Source organism: Pseudoalteromonas aliena SW19 (genome assembly GCF_014905615.1).
GTDB classification, from domain to species: Bacteria; Pseudomonadota; Gammaproteobacteria; order Enterobacterales; family Alteromonadaceae; genus Pseudoalteromonas; species Pseudoalteromonas aliena.
The window spans coordinates 630,463-645,820 of the sequence record NZ_AQGU01000025.1 but is presented as its reverse complement, the minus strand read 5'-3'; the positions used below and the strand labels follow the sequence as shown (position 1 = coordinate 645,820).

At 40.5% G+C, this 15,358-nt stretch carries 12 protein-coding genes; 5 read left to right on the top strand and 7 right to left on the bottom strand.

What is annotated here, in order from left to right; all coding sequences use genetic code 11:
* Positions 1-148 precede the first annotated feature (148 nt).
* Together PALI_RS08450 and PALI_RS08445 are read left to right on the top strand one after the other, a co-directional pair.
* The gene (locus PALI_RS08450; protein WP_193155567.1) at positions 149-1,084 is read left to right on the top strand and encodes a LysR family transcriptional regulator; all 936 of its coding nucleotides are present in this window, start codon (positions 149-151) and stop codon (positions 1,082-1,084) included.
* Positions 1,085-1,099: 15 nt separating this feature from the next.
* Positions 1,100-1,444: a cupin domain-containing protein gene (locus PALI_RS08445; protein ID WP_193155566.1), complete on the top strand. Its 345-nt coding sequence runs from the start codon at positions 1,100-1,102 to the stop codon at positions 1,442-1,444.
* A gap of 90 nt (positions 1,445-1,534) precedes the next feature.
* On the opposite strand, the gene PALI_RS08440 is transcribed toward PALI_RS08445, so the two are convergent.
* Both PALI_RS08440 and PALI_RS08435 read right to left on the bottom strand, forming a co-directional pair.
* Positions 1,535-4,684 carry an efflux RND transporter permease subunit gene (locus PALI_RS08440; protein ID WP_193155565.1) on the bottom strand — a complete coding sequence of 1,050 codons (3,150 nt, stop codon included), beginning with the start codon at positions 4,682-4,684 and terminating at the stop codon, positions 1,535-1,537.
* A gap of 2 nt (positions 4,685-4,686) precedes the next feature.
* Entirely contained in the window at positions 4,687-5,865 is a 1,179-nt protein-coding gene (locus tag PALI_RS08435) for an efflux RND transporter periplasmic adaptor subunit (protein WP_193155564.1), read from the bottom strand.
* 168 nt (positions 5,866-6,033) lie between these two features.
* On the opposite strand from PALI_RS08435, the gene PALI_RS08430 reads away from it, so the two are divergent.
* Positions 6,034-6,297 carry a YkgJ family cysteine cluster protein gene (locus PALI_RS08430; protein WP_077538164.1) on the top strand — a complete coding sequence of 88 codons (264 nt, stop codon included), beginning with the start codon at positions 6,034-6,036 and terminating at the stop codon, positions 6,295-6,297.
* Between the two features lie 93 nt (positions 6,298-6,390).
* Positions 6,391-6,912: a hypothetical protein gene (locus tag PALI_RS08425; RefSeq protein WP_193155563.1), complete on the top strand. Its 522-nt coding sequence runs from the start codon at positions 6,391-6,393 to the stop codon at positions 6,910-6,912.
* A 151-nt stretch (positions 6,913-7,063) separates the two neighbouring features.
* Here the strand turns inward: PALI_RS08425 and PALI_RS08420 are convergent, their stop codons facing one another.
* Positions 7,064-8,917: a TonB-dependent receptor plug domain-containing protein gene (locus PALI_RS08420; RefSeq protein WP_193155562.1), complete on the bottom strand. Its 1,854-nt coding sequence runs from the start codon at positions 8,915-8,917 to the stop codon at positions 7,064-7,066.
* A gap of 176 nt (positions 8,918-9,093) precedes the next feature.
* On the opposite strand from PALI_RS08420, the gene PALI_RS08415 reads away from it, so the two are divergent.
* The gene (locus tag PALI_RS08415) at positions 9,094-9,582 is read left to right on the top strand and encodes a peptide-methionine (S)-S-oxide reductase (RefSeq protein ID WP_193155561.1); all 489 of its coding nucleotides are present in this window, start codon (positions 9,094-9,096) and stop codon (positions 9,580-9,582) included.
* Positions 9,583-9,937: 355 nt separating this feature from the next.
* Here the strand turns inward: PALI_RS08415 and PALI_RS08410 are convergent, their stop codons facing one another.
* From PALI_RS08410 to PALI_RS08395, 4 genes are all read right to left on the bottom strand, one after another.
* Positions 9,938-10,489 (bottom strand): DUF4136 domain-containing protein, encoded by a 552-nt coding sequence (locus PALI_RS08410; RefSeq protein ID WP_193155560.1) that lies wholly within the window; start codon positions 10,487-10,489, stop codon positions 9,938-9,940.
* Between the two features lie 96 nt (positions 10,490-10,585).
* Positions 10,586-13,360 (bottom strand): coiled-coil domain-containing protein, encoded by a 2,775-nt coding sequence (locus PALI_RS08405; RefSeq protein WP_193155559.1) that lies wholly within the window; start codon positions 13,358-13,360, stop codon positions 10,586-10,588.
* Entirely contained in the window at positions 13,357-13,920 is a 564-nt protein-coding gene (locus tag PALI_RS08400; protein WP_077538156.1) for a condensin complex protein MksE, read from the bottom strand. The genes PALI_RS08405 and PALI_RS08400 overlap by 4 nt, the downstream gene beginning before the upstream one ends.
* A gap of 5 nt (positions 13,921-13,925) precedes the next feature.
* Positions 13,926-15,197, bottom strand: coding sequence for a hypothetical protein (locus PALI_RS08395; RefSeq protein ID WP_193155558.1), 1,272 nt, complete (start codon positions 15,195-15,197; stop codon positions 13,926-13,928).
* Positions 15,198-15,358 lie beyond the last annotated feature (161 nt).

Here is a 15,358-nt window from a genome sequence, read left to right as displayed (position 1 = left end):
TTATTGTAAATTGGTGCAAATTCAAAAGATTCAATAGTGACCAATCAGTTTTAAACAACAGTGTTGCATATGGCTGCGATAATAGCGCTTGCTTTGCATTTAATAAATAGCATAATTATTGAATCATTATCAAATATAAATAGATAATATGAACGTAGAAGATTTAAAACTTATTTTAAAAGTCGCTGAGTTTAGAAGTATTACGCTCGCAGCTGCTAAGTTAGATATGCGTACAGCCACAGCAAGCGCTGCTATTAAACGTGTAGAATCGGCGCTTGGTAGCGAATTGTTTGTTCGTACTACCCGTCATTTAAGGTTATCGGCTGCAGGGGAGCGCTACATTCCACAATGTGAACAGGCTTTAGCAGTACTTGAGCTTGCAAAGCAAAATCTAAAAGGTGAACACGACGAAATTGAAGGGGAGTTGCGTGTTGCGCTTTCATCTGATTTGGGGCGAAATTTAGTGATCCCATGGATTGATGAACTCATGGACAATTACCCAAAGTTAAGTTTAAGAACACATATAAGTGATAGTAATATCGACTTTTATCGAGATTCAGTTGATATTGCGATTCGTTATGGCTCGCCTAATGATGCAAGTATTTATGGTTTTAAAATTTGTAACGTACCGCGCTTATTATGTGCAACTGACGAATATCTCTTACAAAACGGAACTCCCGTGCATCCTGACGATTTAGCGTCGCATCAAGGTTTGTTTTATCAGTTGCAGGACATTATAAATAATACGTGGGAGTTCACCGATGGTGAGGCAAAATATAAAGTTAAAATGGATGGCAGGCGCGCTTCAAACGATGGTGATTTAGTTAGGCGCTGGTGCGTTGCAGGTAAAGGTTTGGCTGTAAAGTCGGCACTTGATATAGCCGATGATTTACTCAATGATAGGGTGATTACTGTGATGCCAAAATACCAACATATTGATGGTGAACTCTGGCTTATTTGCCCAAGTAGGCAGTCAATAACCCCTGCGGTGCGCTTACTACGTGATGCTTGCAGAGCAAAATCCCAAGCTATTTTAAAGCAGTTGGTCAATAAAGGCATTATTGATAAGTGTGTTTTAAACTAAATGTATGGAGATAAAATGGATAAAGTAAGTGCTAACAGCACAACTCACTACAGATGGGGTAATAATTGTGATGGTTGGCATCTAGTTAAATCGGCTTCTTTAAGTGTGATTCAAGAACGTGTACCAAGGGGGGAGAGTGAAGTAAGGCATTTTCATCGCTATGCAGAGCAATTTTTTTATATTCTCAGTGGCATTGCAACAATAGAATGTGAAGGTGTTATACATAAGCTACATACGCACCAAGGACTTCATATCCCCGCTACCAAAAAACACACGCTTAGTAATCAACAAAATGAAGACTTAGTCTTTATAGTAACGTCCACGCCTCCAAGTCATGGAGATAAAATACTTTGCAAGTGATAAATCCAACCACCAAAGATCAACGCGCCCTAAAAATAAAAAGCTCAGCATATAGTATGCTGAGCTTTTTTGGTTGGGATTTTACTTTACTTAACTTTCAATAGGCGCTGGTTGGGCATCTACGTGTGGTGGCTTGCCACGCATTTTACGTACTAATCGCTTAGCATCTTCTAGTGCAACGTACTGACACGGTATAAGTATCAGTGTAATTACTGTGGCAAATAGCACACCAAAAGCAAGTGATACAGCCATTGGGATAACAATTTTAGCTTGTAAACTCGTTTCAAAAATAATCGGCATTACACCAATAAAGGTTGTGATTGAGGTGAGTAATATCGCTCTAAAGCGACGAGCACCGGCTTGTACTACTGCATCTTTAATCGCAACACCTTCAGCGCGGGCTTTGTTTACAAAATCAACCATAACGAGGGAGTCATTTACGACCACACCCGCTACAGCAATAATGCCAAACATAGATAAGCTGCTCATGGTCATACCTAAAATCATATGCCCAAACATCGCGCCCACTACACCAAACGGAATAACCGACATTATAATAAGTGGCTGCGAGTAAGAGCGAAGTGGAATCGCTAACAAGGCAAATATAATCATCATTGATATACCAAAGTCACGAAGCTGCTCTGAAGCACTATCCATCTCTTCTTGAATGCGCCCAGCTACATCACTTGTCACGCCAGGGTAGCTCTTAAGTAGTGTTGGTAAGTATTCATCACGAATTTCTTCTGCAATAGCAAATGGTTCGGCTTGGTCGGTATTTACCGCAGCCCATACGTTTACAGTACGTTTAGAGTTTTCGCGGCGAATACGGTTTACACCGTCAACTAGTTTAACTTCGGCTACTTCACTCAGTGGTACTTCAGCGCCAGAAGGCGTAATAATACGCACACTTGCTATGTCGCTAATTGAGTTACGTTCGTCTTCTGGGTAGCGGATCATGACTTTAATTTCTTCGCCTTCACGCAATATTCGCTGCGCTTCTAAGCCGTAGTAACTAAAGCTTACTTGCGATGCTACATCAGCAAGCGTTAAACCCATACTGTAAGCCAGTGGTTTTAAATCAAGCTGTACTTCATCGGTAGCACTTTGCATTGAGTCGTTTACGTCGCCAACACCTTCCATTGTTTGTAATTTAGCTTTTAATTTACCGGCTACTTCTTTTAGTTCGTCAGCATTTTTGCCTTCAAGTTTAAAGCTAACATCGCCATCATCTCGACCGCCATTCATTATGCTGTCTTGAATGGTCATGGTTTTAATACCAGGTAGAGCGGGCATTTGCTCGCGCCATAATGCACTTAGAGCAAAGGTGTCAATAGGGCGTAAATCAGGCTCTACTAAAATAGCCATAATATTCGCTTGAGTACGGCCACGTAAGCTTACCGATAAATCGCGGATCATCGGTTTACCGTATTGCTCTTGTAGTTGCTGATCGACCTTTAATAACACGCTTTCTATTTTACGCGCTGTTTCAAGCGTTGCTTGCTCAGATGAAGCAAGGTTCATTTCAATATCAATACGTGGAAAGTCGTGCGGTATTTTAGGGTTGGGTACAAACTTAACTAAACCACCTGCAAACATACCTGCACTTACAATAAGCAAACACATAAAGCCAACTATTACGGTATAGCGGTAGTGAATACAGCGACTAACAAAAGGAAGGTAATAGTTATCCACAAAGCCTTTTAAACCACTATCAATAACCATGCGTAAGCGATGTAATAGGTTTTTAGGGTTTGGTTTACGCGGGTTCATTGCTGCAATATGGGCAGGTAAAATTAGTTTTGATTCGATGAGTGAAAAAATCAAACATAAAATAATCACGCCACCAATTGCTTTAGAAAAAGCAGCGCCAGGGCCGGTTGCGAGTGTTTGTGGTAAAAATGCAGCAATGGTCGTTAATACACCAAAGGTTGCTGGCATGGCAACACGTTTTACGCCGCGAACTACGTTATCAAGTGTATGGCCGTATTTTTCTATTTCGGCACTGGCAGATTCTCCGACAACAATAGCATCATCAACAACAATCCCGAGTACAAGTATAAAGGCAAATAGCGAGGCTAGATTTATTGTTACATCTAAAAAGCCAATGGGCATAAACAAAAAGGCACCCAGAAAAGACACCGGTAAACCCATCATGACCCAAAATGCCAAGCGTAGCGGTAAAAATAGTGCCAGCACTATCATTACTAACAAGCCACCCCAAATCATGTTATCGACCATCATATCGAGTCGACCTTCAAGGTAGTAAGTTAAATCAACAATAGGGGAGAGCTTAACGCCTGCTGGTAAAAGTGGCTCTTTAGTTGCCATGTAGCTTTTAAGGACTTTTGCTACATCGGTAATGTCTTGATCTTTTGATGCATTTACTTCAAATGAGAGTGAATTTTTACCATTATATTTAGAATACTGTAGGCCTTCTTCAAAGCCATCATTAATGATAGCAACATCGCCTAAATAAATTTGTGCGCCATCAGCAAGGGTAATAAGCGGCAGCTTTTCAAACTCAAAGCCACGGTAGGCTTGTTTTTCAACACGCATCGAAATATAACCGTTTTCAGAGCGTATTTGCCCCGCCGACATATTGGCTGAAAAGCTTTGCACAGCGCCTGCAATATCTCTAAATGTTAAGCCATATTCGCGTAGTTTATCGGGGCTGACTTCTATACCAATTTCGTATTCTAAGCCGCCATTAAAATTAACAAGGTTAACGTGGGGTAGGGCTTGGAGTTCATCTTTTATATCGTTGCCAAGCTCTTTGAGCTGGTAGTTACTCATGTCGCCGTAAAGCGCGAGTATCATTACCTCTTGCTCAAACTTATCACGACGTACAACAGGACGCTCCATTCCCGCAGGAAAGGTGTTTATTGAATCAACCTGTACTTTAATTTCATCAAGTACTTCTTGTGGATTATATTGTTCTTCTATTTCAATCCAGGCTTGCGAAAAACCTCGGTTAGAATAGGTAATGAGGCGTTTAATACCTTCAAGACCTTCAAGATTTTCCTCAACTTTTATCGTTATTCCTTCTTCAACCTCTTGCGGGGCAGCACCCGGATAAACCGCTTGTACGCTTATCCAGTTACTTTCAAACTGTGGGAACATTTGTTTGCGAATGGTCATTGCCATTAAAAGACCACCCACTAATATAAATATCATTAATAGGTTAGCTGCAACGGGATTACGGGCAAACCATGCTATTAGCCCTGTTTCACGAGTGTTCATGGTTACTCCTCCTTAAGTGCAAGTTGAGTAATATCACTGTTATTAGGTGCTACGTCTTCAATTTTTACAGTCATACCTTCGGTTGGATATTCAAGCGCTGAGGTGACAATTTGCTCGCCATTTTTTAACCCTTGGCTGGCGATAATCATGCCGTTTTGTTCGCGTATAATATTTAGGGTTTTAAAGGACAATGTTAAATCGTCATTTAAAATTACAATTTTATTATCTTTAACTAAATGGTGCGCAACAACAATTGCGTTATCAAGTGGGCGGCCTTCAATTGTCGCATTAATGTATGAACCAAAACGAAGAGGGCGTGTTTTATCGCCATACGGTGTGGCAAGTTGTGCTACTAGGTAGCTCATGCGGCTTTTTTGATCAACCACACCTTCGGTGCGAATTACTTTGGCTTGCCACATTGTTTGTTTGCCCGCGTATTCTGCATTAAATGTAACGTTTGAACCGACGCCACCATTTTCTAAATATTGCAGTTCTTGGTCGGCAACCGGTAGACGAACCTCTGCAACAGATGTCGCACTTAATGCGCCAAAACTATTACCTGGATTAACTACTGAGCCCAAGCTAATCGTGCGCTCGTTAATAATCGCATCGTATGGGGCCTTAATATAAGTACGTTCAAGATTACGACTAGCGCGTTTTACACTGGCTTGAGCTGAGCGGTAGCGTGCTAGTTTTTCAGCTAATTGCGGTTTACGTAAATAAAGCTCTGAGGCAATAGCTTCGCTTGAATCTGACTTAATACGTTCCCATTCTGCTTTTGCTACATGCGCTTGCGCACGCTCTATTTCAAGTGCCGAACTTGCTTGCGCTAAACCCGCTTGCGCTTCAATAAAGTCTGCCTCGTAATCATTTGCATCAATTCGTGCTAAAATATCGCCTTGCTTTACAAACGCACCTTCGACAAATTGATCTGATACCGAAATAACTTGCCCGCTTACTTGCGCTATTAACTCGGTACGGTCTTTTGGTTTTACTATGCCGTACGATTTAACATCGAGCGTGATAGAATCTAATAGTATGCTTTGGGTTGCCACTAAAGGGCGAATGTCTTGCTCAGGCTTTTCTTCCGGTGGCTTTTTCATAGCCATAAAAGCGATAGCTAATGCTATGCCACCTGCTAAAACTGCAATTGGGAGTATTATTTGTTTTTTAGTAGCCACAAGGCATTCCTCATTATTGGTGGTGACACAGTAATAATACGCAATAAAGTGTTTACAAGCTGTTTTAAGATGTAACAAAGCATTACATATGTACATTACAACTAAGCGTGTGACTAATTAGGTTCCTGAAAAAGAATTAAAGACGTTACTTTTTATACAGAGGATATTATGAAAACTGAATCGATGGAGTGTAGACTAGGCTGTGGTGCATGTTGTATTGCACCCAGTATTAGTTCGCCAATTCCAGGTATGCCAAATGGCAAAAAAGCCGGAGAACGTTGCATTCAGCTAGATGAACGTAATTTATGTAAGTTATTTGGTGATGAAAGTCGCCCAAAAGTATGTAGTGATTTTAGCGCCACGCTTGATGTGTGCGGGTCAACAAATGCACAAGCTCTAGCGCTTATTACCGAGCTTGAAGAGCTCACTTAGTGAACTATTAAAATACACATACATTTACAAATGAAAAAAGTGTACTGTAAAATAATTAACTAATTTAGTAGGGAAACTCTTGGATAACTGGATTTGCCGAAGTTATTCAGCTTTATAAGGAAATATTGTATCAAAGTCGATTATTCAAAGTATTCATTAGATGAACTACTCGAAGCAAAAAAGAGTATTGATAAAGTAAAATACGCAGAGAATTTTAATGCGCTAATGATTGAGTTTTCTCGTAGAGAAACTGAAATAAATACGCTTAAAAGTGAGGCTAAATCTGCGATAGCGGCAAAACAAGTTGTTTTAAAAACCACCTGCACAGCAGAGCGTATCCTTGGTTTGTTCTTATTTGGCCTAATTTTTGGCTTTCCTGTAGGATTTTCCATAGATCCCAATACACTCGATGGCTCTGATGTGTTTGTTTCTTTGCTATTAATGAGCATGTCAGGCGGGCTACTATTTCACTCATTTAACAGTGGCTGGACTTATGGAGGAAACGACAACTTAGATATTGCTGAAGACCCTATTATGTTTACCGTTGCACAGCTAATTTATACATGGCTTTTTGGTTTCTCTAGCATTGCTTTTATTTTAGCATCATTCTTTTGATTGAAGTTTAACCGTGTGTTTGATGCCAATTTACTTGAACACTTTTAAGTAATTAAAAGCTGCGCTTTTCACATGAGCAAGCTCCACGTCTACCGCCAACGTGGAGGTGTGTGAGTGTTTGTGTAGACGTGAAGCTTGCTTACGTTACTAGTTACCAGCTATACGTTGCACTTAACGTGTATTGTTCACCGCGCCCAGGTGTACCAGGTATTTCTTCAAACGACTCATCCCATAAGTTATCTGCCGCTAAGGTGATAAATAAATTACTCAACTGTGGCGGAGTTATTCTAAGCGTTAGCTGGGTAAATAACGCGTTGTCATTGCCGTTTCTAAGTGCATTTTTGTGTTGTGTACGCCATTCGTTATCTATTCTAAATTCTAAAATATCAGTTGGGTTGTACACAGCGCCAAGTGTTAAACGGTGATCAGGAAAGTTTAATGCGTAAAAACTGGCATCAATATCGGCTACGCCGTAGTTTTCTGATTTATGTAAATAGGTGTAGCTTGCTATAAGTTTTGCCGTATCAAAGTGCTTAGTCGCTAAAAATTCAACCCCTGCAGTATCAATATCAACTGGGTTTGCAAAGCGCGCTGAAGTTGAATCAAAGTTAAAGGTCCAATCGGTTAAGTTATTATCTTTGCGATAAAAAATAGCCGAGTTTAACTGCCAGCTTTGTTCTTCAAGTAATAAACCTAGCTCCAAGTTTGAAGTGGTTTCGCGCTTAAGGTTGTAATTACTTCTAAATAATCCACCAGAATCACTGCCGCCAATGGCGGTATAGCCTGCAACTTGGCTTGCTTGTGCATAAGATAAATAAAACGTGCGCTCAAAACCTTCGCTGTTTTGTGTATTTAGCGTTACATCACCAATGAGTGACAGTTCAGAGTCGTCTCTATTTGTATCGTCAAACGCAGCACCTAAACGAAATGTAAGTTGTTTATTATCCTCAAGCACCATTTGGTATTCAGGCAATACGCTTAATTTATAATACTTTCGTGAGGTAAAGTTGTTTTCAAGTGTTGTTGATTCAATCGCGTCATCAATAAATTGTGCTGAGTAATTTATTGCCAGTGCATCGCTTTGTGCATGGCGACCCGAAAGTCCAAGCGATTTAACGTCGCTTTTATGAAAAGCTTCAAATGCACTAGGATTTTCGCGCGAGTAAATATAGTGATCGTCATGGGTACGATAATACGCCGATACTTCAAAGTTACTGTTATCAGCGTAGCTTTGCTTGTGATTAAGCATCCAAAGGCGGGTTTCTAAATCTTCAGTTTCGTTAACGCCAAAAGGGGTGTACAAGTTAGGCCAGCCAAAAAACTTATCTTGCGAGCCATAAAATAAATCGGTTTGGCTGTCCTCGCTTGCTAATTGCACGCGAGCTGAGGCGCGCGAAAAGTCATGGTCACCATTATCAATGGTTCCATCACTTTGCGAGTGAGAATACTCACCTTCAAAGCCCAGAGTATAGTTAGTTAAACTATCAAGTTGTGTGTTTTTAGCAGCATGAATGCTTTGAAGATTAAAGTCATTTGTGCCAGTACCAAGCGATATACTGCCGCCTGTAATAATTGGTTTCCAGCCAAATGAAACCGTGCCTACAGAGCTATTCATACCGAGCAGTGCGTTATCGGCGCCTGTTAAAATATAAGGTCCTGTCAGCATTTGCGGTGCAATAGGGATTTCAGCAAAATAATGACCAGATTGCGGGTCAAGCAGGGTAGCGCTTCCTACTCTAAAACCGGTGTTTTCGAAAATACCGCCGCGTATAGTTACATCAGCTTGCGCCTCAGCCATATTACGCGATTGAAGGTCAACTCGGGGGTCATATTCTAAATTAGAAATAGGCGAGTCGAATGTACCTACTGGCAACTTATTTGCAGTGGGTGAGGCCTCAACCGTTATTTTCTCGATTGCCGACTCATCAGATAGCGTATTAGCATTAGCAAATGCAGTAACGCTGCATAATATTGCAGGTATTATAAGGTGTGGTGTGCGATTCATGTGTTTCTCATCATTTTTTATTTGTAGCTGCGGTTACAATTAATTTCAAAGCTTATATTTGAGCATGATAAAATAACTAAATGTAACAGCAGTCATTTTGTGCGCGATTGTACATTAATTTGTTAATAACTGCATTTGATAACCATTTACACTTTATTTATTGGGTAACATTTATAATGGATACGACACAACAAAATACTATTTACTTTGCTGGTGGCTGCCTGTGGGGTGTACAAGAATTTTTAAAGCACTTACCTGGTGTAATAAGTACTGAAGCAGGGCGGGCTAATGGAACAAATGATAATACACAGGGCGAATACGACGGTTATGCTGAGTGTGTAAAAGTAATATTTAGTACAAAAGTGGTTAGCTTAAACGAGCTGATTGGCTTCTTTTTTGAAATTATTGACCCGTATAGTATTAACAAACAAGGGGATGACGTAGGCCCTAAATATCGCACTGCCATTTATAGCAAAAGCCAAGATCATTTAAAGGTTGCTAGCAATTATATAAGCCAGCGAAGTGATGCCGATAAAGTTGTGGTAGGTGTAGAGCCGCTAACTAATTACGTACCAAGCGATCCTGAGCATCAAGACCGTTTAACTAATCATCCTGATGACTATTGCCATATACCGCTTGAGCTATTGAATAAGTATAAATCGTAAATTTGATACTTGAAATAAAGTTAGGTAACTAATTGGAAGCTGTCGCTTCTCGCGCAAGCAAGCTTAGTGCCTACAGGTAAAGTTTAATTCGGTGTTTTTGTAGACGTACAGCTTGCTGACGTAACGAGCGCAGCTCGTAATTTAAGGTTGAATATAGCGTTAGGTAAAGGTAAGTAATTAGAAGCTATCGCTTCTCGCGCAAGCAAGCTTAGCGCCTACAGGTAAAGTTTATCCGATGTTTTTTTTGTAGACGTGCAGCTTGCTGACGTAACGAGCGCTTTATTTCAAAAGTCCCAAAAACAAGCACCCATAAAAAAACTCACATACTGTGAGCTTTTTCAAACTAACTTTAAAGTTACTGCTGTTTTTGTGGCGGGAAGTTACTTAAAATTTCGCTCACTGTTTTATTAATTGATGCTTCACGCTGTTCTGGCGATTGATTTTTCTTTAAACGGCCTTCTTTTGCGCCGCGCCATACTAGCTGGTTTGACTCACGATCTACAATATCAATAATCAACGTACCCACTTCGTATTCACGCGCGGTTGTATCGCGTTCAAATCCAGTGCCCCAGTAACCCCAGTTGTGGCGGTAACCTACGTTAAAGGTATCTATTTCAAGCTCTTTATCTACCGATGCATGATAGTTAACAAGTACATCAGCATTTGCTGCATCCACTAAGCTCATACCTAATGTTTGGCTCAGCTCTTTATTAACAGCAGTGCGAACACGTTTTTCCATTAGACCATTAATTTGATAGTTATTTGTATCTTTGGTTAGGCTGGCGTTTTCTACCCAAGCAAATGTTTTAAAATTACTAAAGTTGGCCGATTTATCGTAATCCCAATCTGGGGTTTGTGTACAGGCTGTTAGTAGTGCTAGCGCTGCAACAATAAGTATGTTTTTCATTACGTTTGCTCCAATAAAATGCATTAATTTAAAATAACACACATAGTAAAAATGTGTATTATTTAAACGTCCTAAATATTAGTCTAATCACTTTGTTTAATGTTCAACTTCAATCCAATCTTTTTCATCTACCCAGTTTTGTGCGCCGTCTTTTACTGAACGAATAGGCACGATATAGTCACAACTTATTTGTGGCTTAACTGAGGCAAATATAGGCACAAAGCCAAAACTTAGTGCGGTTTCTATAATTGCTTTTTGATTTTGTGGATCGATATCAGCTGCTTCATCTATATAAATAGGTATACGGTATAGGTTTTGTTCCTGATCGCTTAATAAGTAGCGAATAAACAACATGCCACACAATAACTTAATCGTAATACGTGTGCCGTTCGAACCCGCCGAATCTATTTTTTCAAAGTGCTCAGTTTCACCTGCGCGGTTAACTACTTCAAAACGAATATCAAATAAATCAGTAAGTGTTAGGCCAGCTTTGTCTGAGGCGAGTTTAATTAAATGATCTTTTGCTTCGTTTACCGCACTTTCGCTGTACGGTTCTTGGCTCAGTAAATCAAGCGTGTCACCTTGCTCAAACTGATGCGAGGTGCTGATAATGGTATCGATACTATCAACCAGCATTTTGCGCGGTATGACGTTAATTTTAAACGCTTGCAGGTTTGAAATTCGGTGCTGGCTTATGCCTTTGTTAAAGCTGTTCATTTCGCGGCGAAGTCGGTCTAAATCTTCTCGCAAGCCTTTTATAGTTGCGGCCACTTCGGTAAGCGCAACGCGTGCTTGGCGCTCAACTGCGTCGCGTTCGTTATCAATATTATGAAAGGCGCTTATCAGCTTTTGGTATTTAGTATATTCGTCGTTTTCGTTGTCGAATTTAGTAATACCGGCGTTATATACATGCAGATAGGTATTACGCACGTTTATGTCAAAATTACGCAGCTCTTGGCAGTCTTTATTAAAGTGATGAACAAGATCGCTTAAGTTATCAAAGTCGACTGTAATATCAATCATATACGGGGTTACTTTGCCGCTGTATAAGTCAAGCGTGTGGTCAATTCGCTCGCTTTTAACTTGGCGTAAGCGCTCAGTTTGGCGATTAATTTGCTCTTGTTTCGATTTAATTAGCGAGCGGCGATCGGCAATTGAACCACTATTTTTTTGAATATCTTGTAGGTAGTCGTCAACTTGTTCGCGCTCAGCTAATAACTGCTCTTTTAGCATGGCTTGCGCTTCAACTGACTGCTGCATTACATCAAACTGCTCTAAGCGTTTTAGCGCGCTTTCTGCGCTCATAAGCTCATCGTATAACGCGTCTTTTTCTTTTTGTTTGTCGGCAACGTTTGCAGCAACATCACGTTGTTGCTTAAACTCTTTAAGTGAATGCTCAAGTGCACTGAGCTGAGCGGTTAATTGCTCTTTGTTTTCACCGCTTTGCATTTGTACAGGCGAGAGCTTTTTAAGTTTAATGCTCGCGCCTGGTAGCGTTAATACGCCGCCTTTAACGTTTTCACTTAACAGCGATAAAAATTCCCCAAACGCGTCTTCGTCATCAATGGTTATATCGCCGTTAGTGGTGGTCGCAAACGAGAGAATATCTGGGTTTAAAATGCGCGATATTTCTTCTACTTCTTTTAAAGAGAGGTCTTCGCGCATACGGGTAAACAAATTAAACTCAAGGTTTTTAAGTTGTAGCTTTAAGCTCTTAATTTGTTTTTGTGTTTCGCTAATGCGGTAGTCAAGCGTGTGCAGGCTTTGCCCTTGTGCGCTGGTTATAGAGTGCGAAAGCGACTCGTAATCTTGCTTTAACTGAGTCAGGCTGGTTTTAAGCGTGGCTTTATTTACCAGTTCAAACTCGCTTTTAAGCGCATCGTAATCTAAAAACCACTGCTCAATTTGTGTTTGTCTGCGCTCTATATCGCGCGATTGCTGTACATATAGGCTTTGCTTTTGCTCAAACTCGTGTTTTTCGTGCTCTATATCTTCAAGGGCTATACCGAGCTCGTTAAGTTGCGACTCTTGATAGGTATCAAAATCAATCAGTGCTTGGTCAATTTTAGGCGCGTACGCCGCTAATTTACCTTTAAGCACGGTTTGGTTTTCAAGCATTGATTCAAGCGCGGCTATTGGCTCTTGCATTGACTCAAGGGCTTTTAGTTCGCGTTTTGAGCGATTTACTTTATCAAACGAGCGGCGCCATACTTCATAAAAGTCGACCTTAGAGTTTGACATATGGCGTTCAAACACGCGTAGCATAAAGCGTTTTACATCGCTTGCGCCTAATTTGTGTAAGTTAAGAATACGTCTAAATATTTCTTTATAAATAGCGGAATCTTGGACATTATTTAGCGGGATCATTTTTAAGTTAATGTCGCTGTCAAACGGGGTTGCACCGCCAGTCAATAGCGCGTTTAGCTCTTGTGCTTTAAGCTCAATAGGATTGTAGTTAAGCGATTTTAAATGGTTGAACAGCTTGGTAAATTTAATAATGGTTTTACCTTGCGTGTACTGCTCTAAATCAAGTTTTCCTTGGTAGCAAAAGTACTGATGCGCGTAACCGGCAATTTTACCAAGTCCTGCAACGCCAATGACTACCGAGCCATGGGGCAGGTTAGCTTCTAGTAAAATGTACGACTGATCGGATGAAAAATAAAACTTTCGGGTTTCATCTAAATCGTGCCCGTCCCATTCTGTTAAGCGTAAATCGTTAATAAGCGGAAACTGCAGGGCGTTAATAACCGAGCTTTTACCTGTGTTATTTGGCGCGCAAATAGAGCTACTTTTATCAAGCGGGATCACACATTTTGCATAGCCTGCGGTGTTAAGTAGGGCGAGTTTACTTAGTCCATATAGATTTTTCATTCCTCGTCCTCTGTTAGGTAGGTTTCTTCATTTACTTCCATTAGTGCATCAATATAACGGTGAATTGGCGCTTGTAGCATAAAGCCGCCTTCTACTTCGCGGGCTAAACCTAAGCGTACCATGCGCAGGTATACGTCTTTGCGCAGATCTGAGCCCGAAAACACCTCAAGTTGATCAAACAAATGTTTGTTAATTTGCACCAGCGTTTGCATAAGCTCTAAATCGTTTACGTCGTCAAACAATGCGCGCATTGGGTCTTTACCCGTATTGGCGTAGTGCTCAATTAAAATGTAAATGGTGAGTGCGATAGCACGAGATATTTTGCCCATATTTGGCGTGCTTTCGTCGCTACCAAAATAATAAAAGCCACGGCTATCGCGTTTTAAATCGTGACCTAGGGCGGTAAATAGGGCGGTGTAGTCTTCTATGTGTTGGTCAAGCTCTTGCCACATTACGTTGTCTTGCTCGCAAATGTGATAACCCGCTACTAATTTTTTATTAATGGCTTGTAGATGAGTTAGCTCGTTTAAGTTTATGTGTGTTGTAGTGGTTTCTATCATAAGAGTTACTTATCTGCCTTTGTATCTAACTGAGGCTCTGAATTAAATGGATATAAAGAAAAGTACTGACCGGCAATGTTTACGCGGGCTTTTTCATCGCTTTGAATTATTTTAATATCGCTGTCGCTGACTAATTTTTGATACAAAAATAGCATTTCGTCGGCATCGAGATCTGGATAGCTTTCGTCTAAAAATTGCAGCAAGGGCTGCGGCTTTTTGCGTTTTTTATTAAAGCGCTTAGCAAAGCTGGTTTTAACATCGTTGTAGTCAGGAATATTAGGCGTTACAAATGCAGGCACATCTTGTTGATCGGGTAACTGGTATTCTTCGTGCTCAAATTCAACCAAGCTTGCCATGTAAGCCACAATATGGCGTTGCTGACCAAGCGAGTATCGCTGTGCATCGCTCACAAAGTGTGGCTGTACTGCGCTTAGCATGTTGTCTACGCCATTTTTACGCACAAGCCCAAGTACTTTTGATGCTTGGCGAGTAATTAAGTTATTACGGCGTAGCTCTTCGCGCAGTGGCATAAGCATGTCGGCACTTTTACGTAAACTTTCTCTGCCCATTAAATGCATTTCGAGTATACGAGTACGCAGTTGCTCAAGCATACGTTTGTCGTTGTAGGCTTTACCTGAACGCTCAATGTGTAGTATTTGCTTACTTATTTGCTCTTCAATGAGGGTAAAACACGCATGAAAATCACCGCGAATATCAACCATTTCAAGCATTGGCTCTATGTATTCGTCAAACGCTTCTGTTACCGCTTTATAACGCTTTTGCAGCGATTGCACGGCATTGTTAGATTTAGCTTGTTCAACAATGTTTAAAATCGCATTTTCGTTGTGTGCGTATAGCTTCATTATTTTACGCACCCGATCATCCATAATACGGCTGTAGCGGCGTAAATCGTCAAAGTCTTCTATTTCGCCAGCGCTATCTAGGCGGTTACCTAAACGGGCTAGGTCGTCGACTAATACGCTAATTTCTTGCGCTAAGCCTAAGTGCTCTTCTTGCAGTAAAAAAGTAGCAAAATCGGCAATGGCACGATTTATTTCAAGTTGAGAAGATTTAGCCAGTGGAATTAAAATATCTTGGTTTAATAAACGATTTGTTTCTTTATAAATGCGTTCGTTTGACCACGTAGGTTGCTTTTGCTTAATCGCGTTTTGTACGTCTTTTAGGCTAAAGTCAGCCATTTTAAAACGTTTAAATAACAGCTCTAATACACCCCAATGTTCGGTTAAGGTATTAAGTAGCTTTTTTGCTGGGATCATAAGGCGTTACTACATCCTAGTATTTTATTATTGAGTATCGAGTTTATACTCATTATTACGTGTTTTTAATTAACCTTGTCTGTATATAGTATTCGTTTTTAAGACCATTTAATAATAGTTTTTGCACGGCGGCAGTGCTAAAATCCGCGCCGAAAACAGAC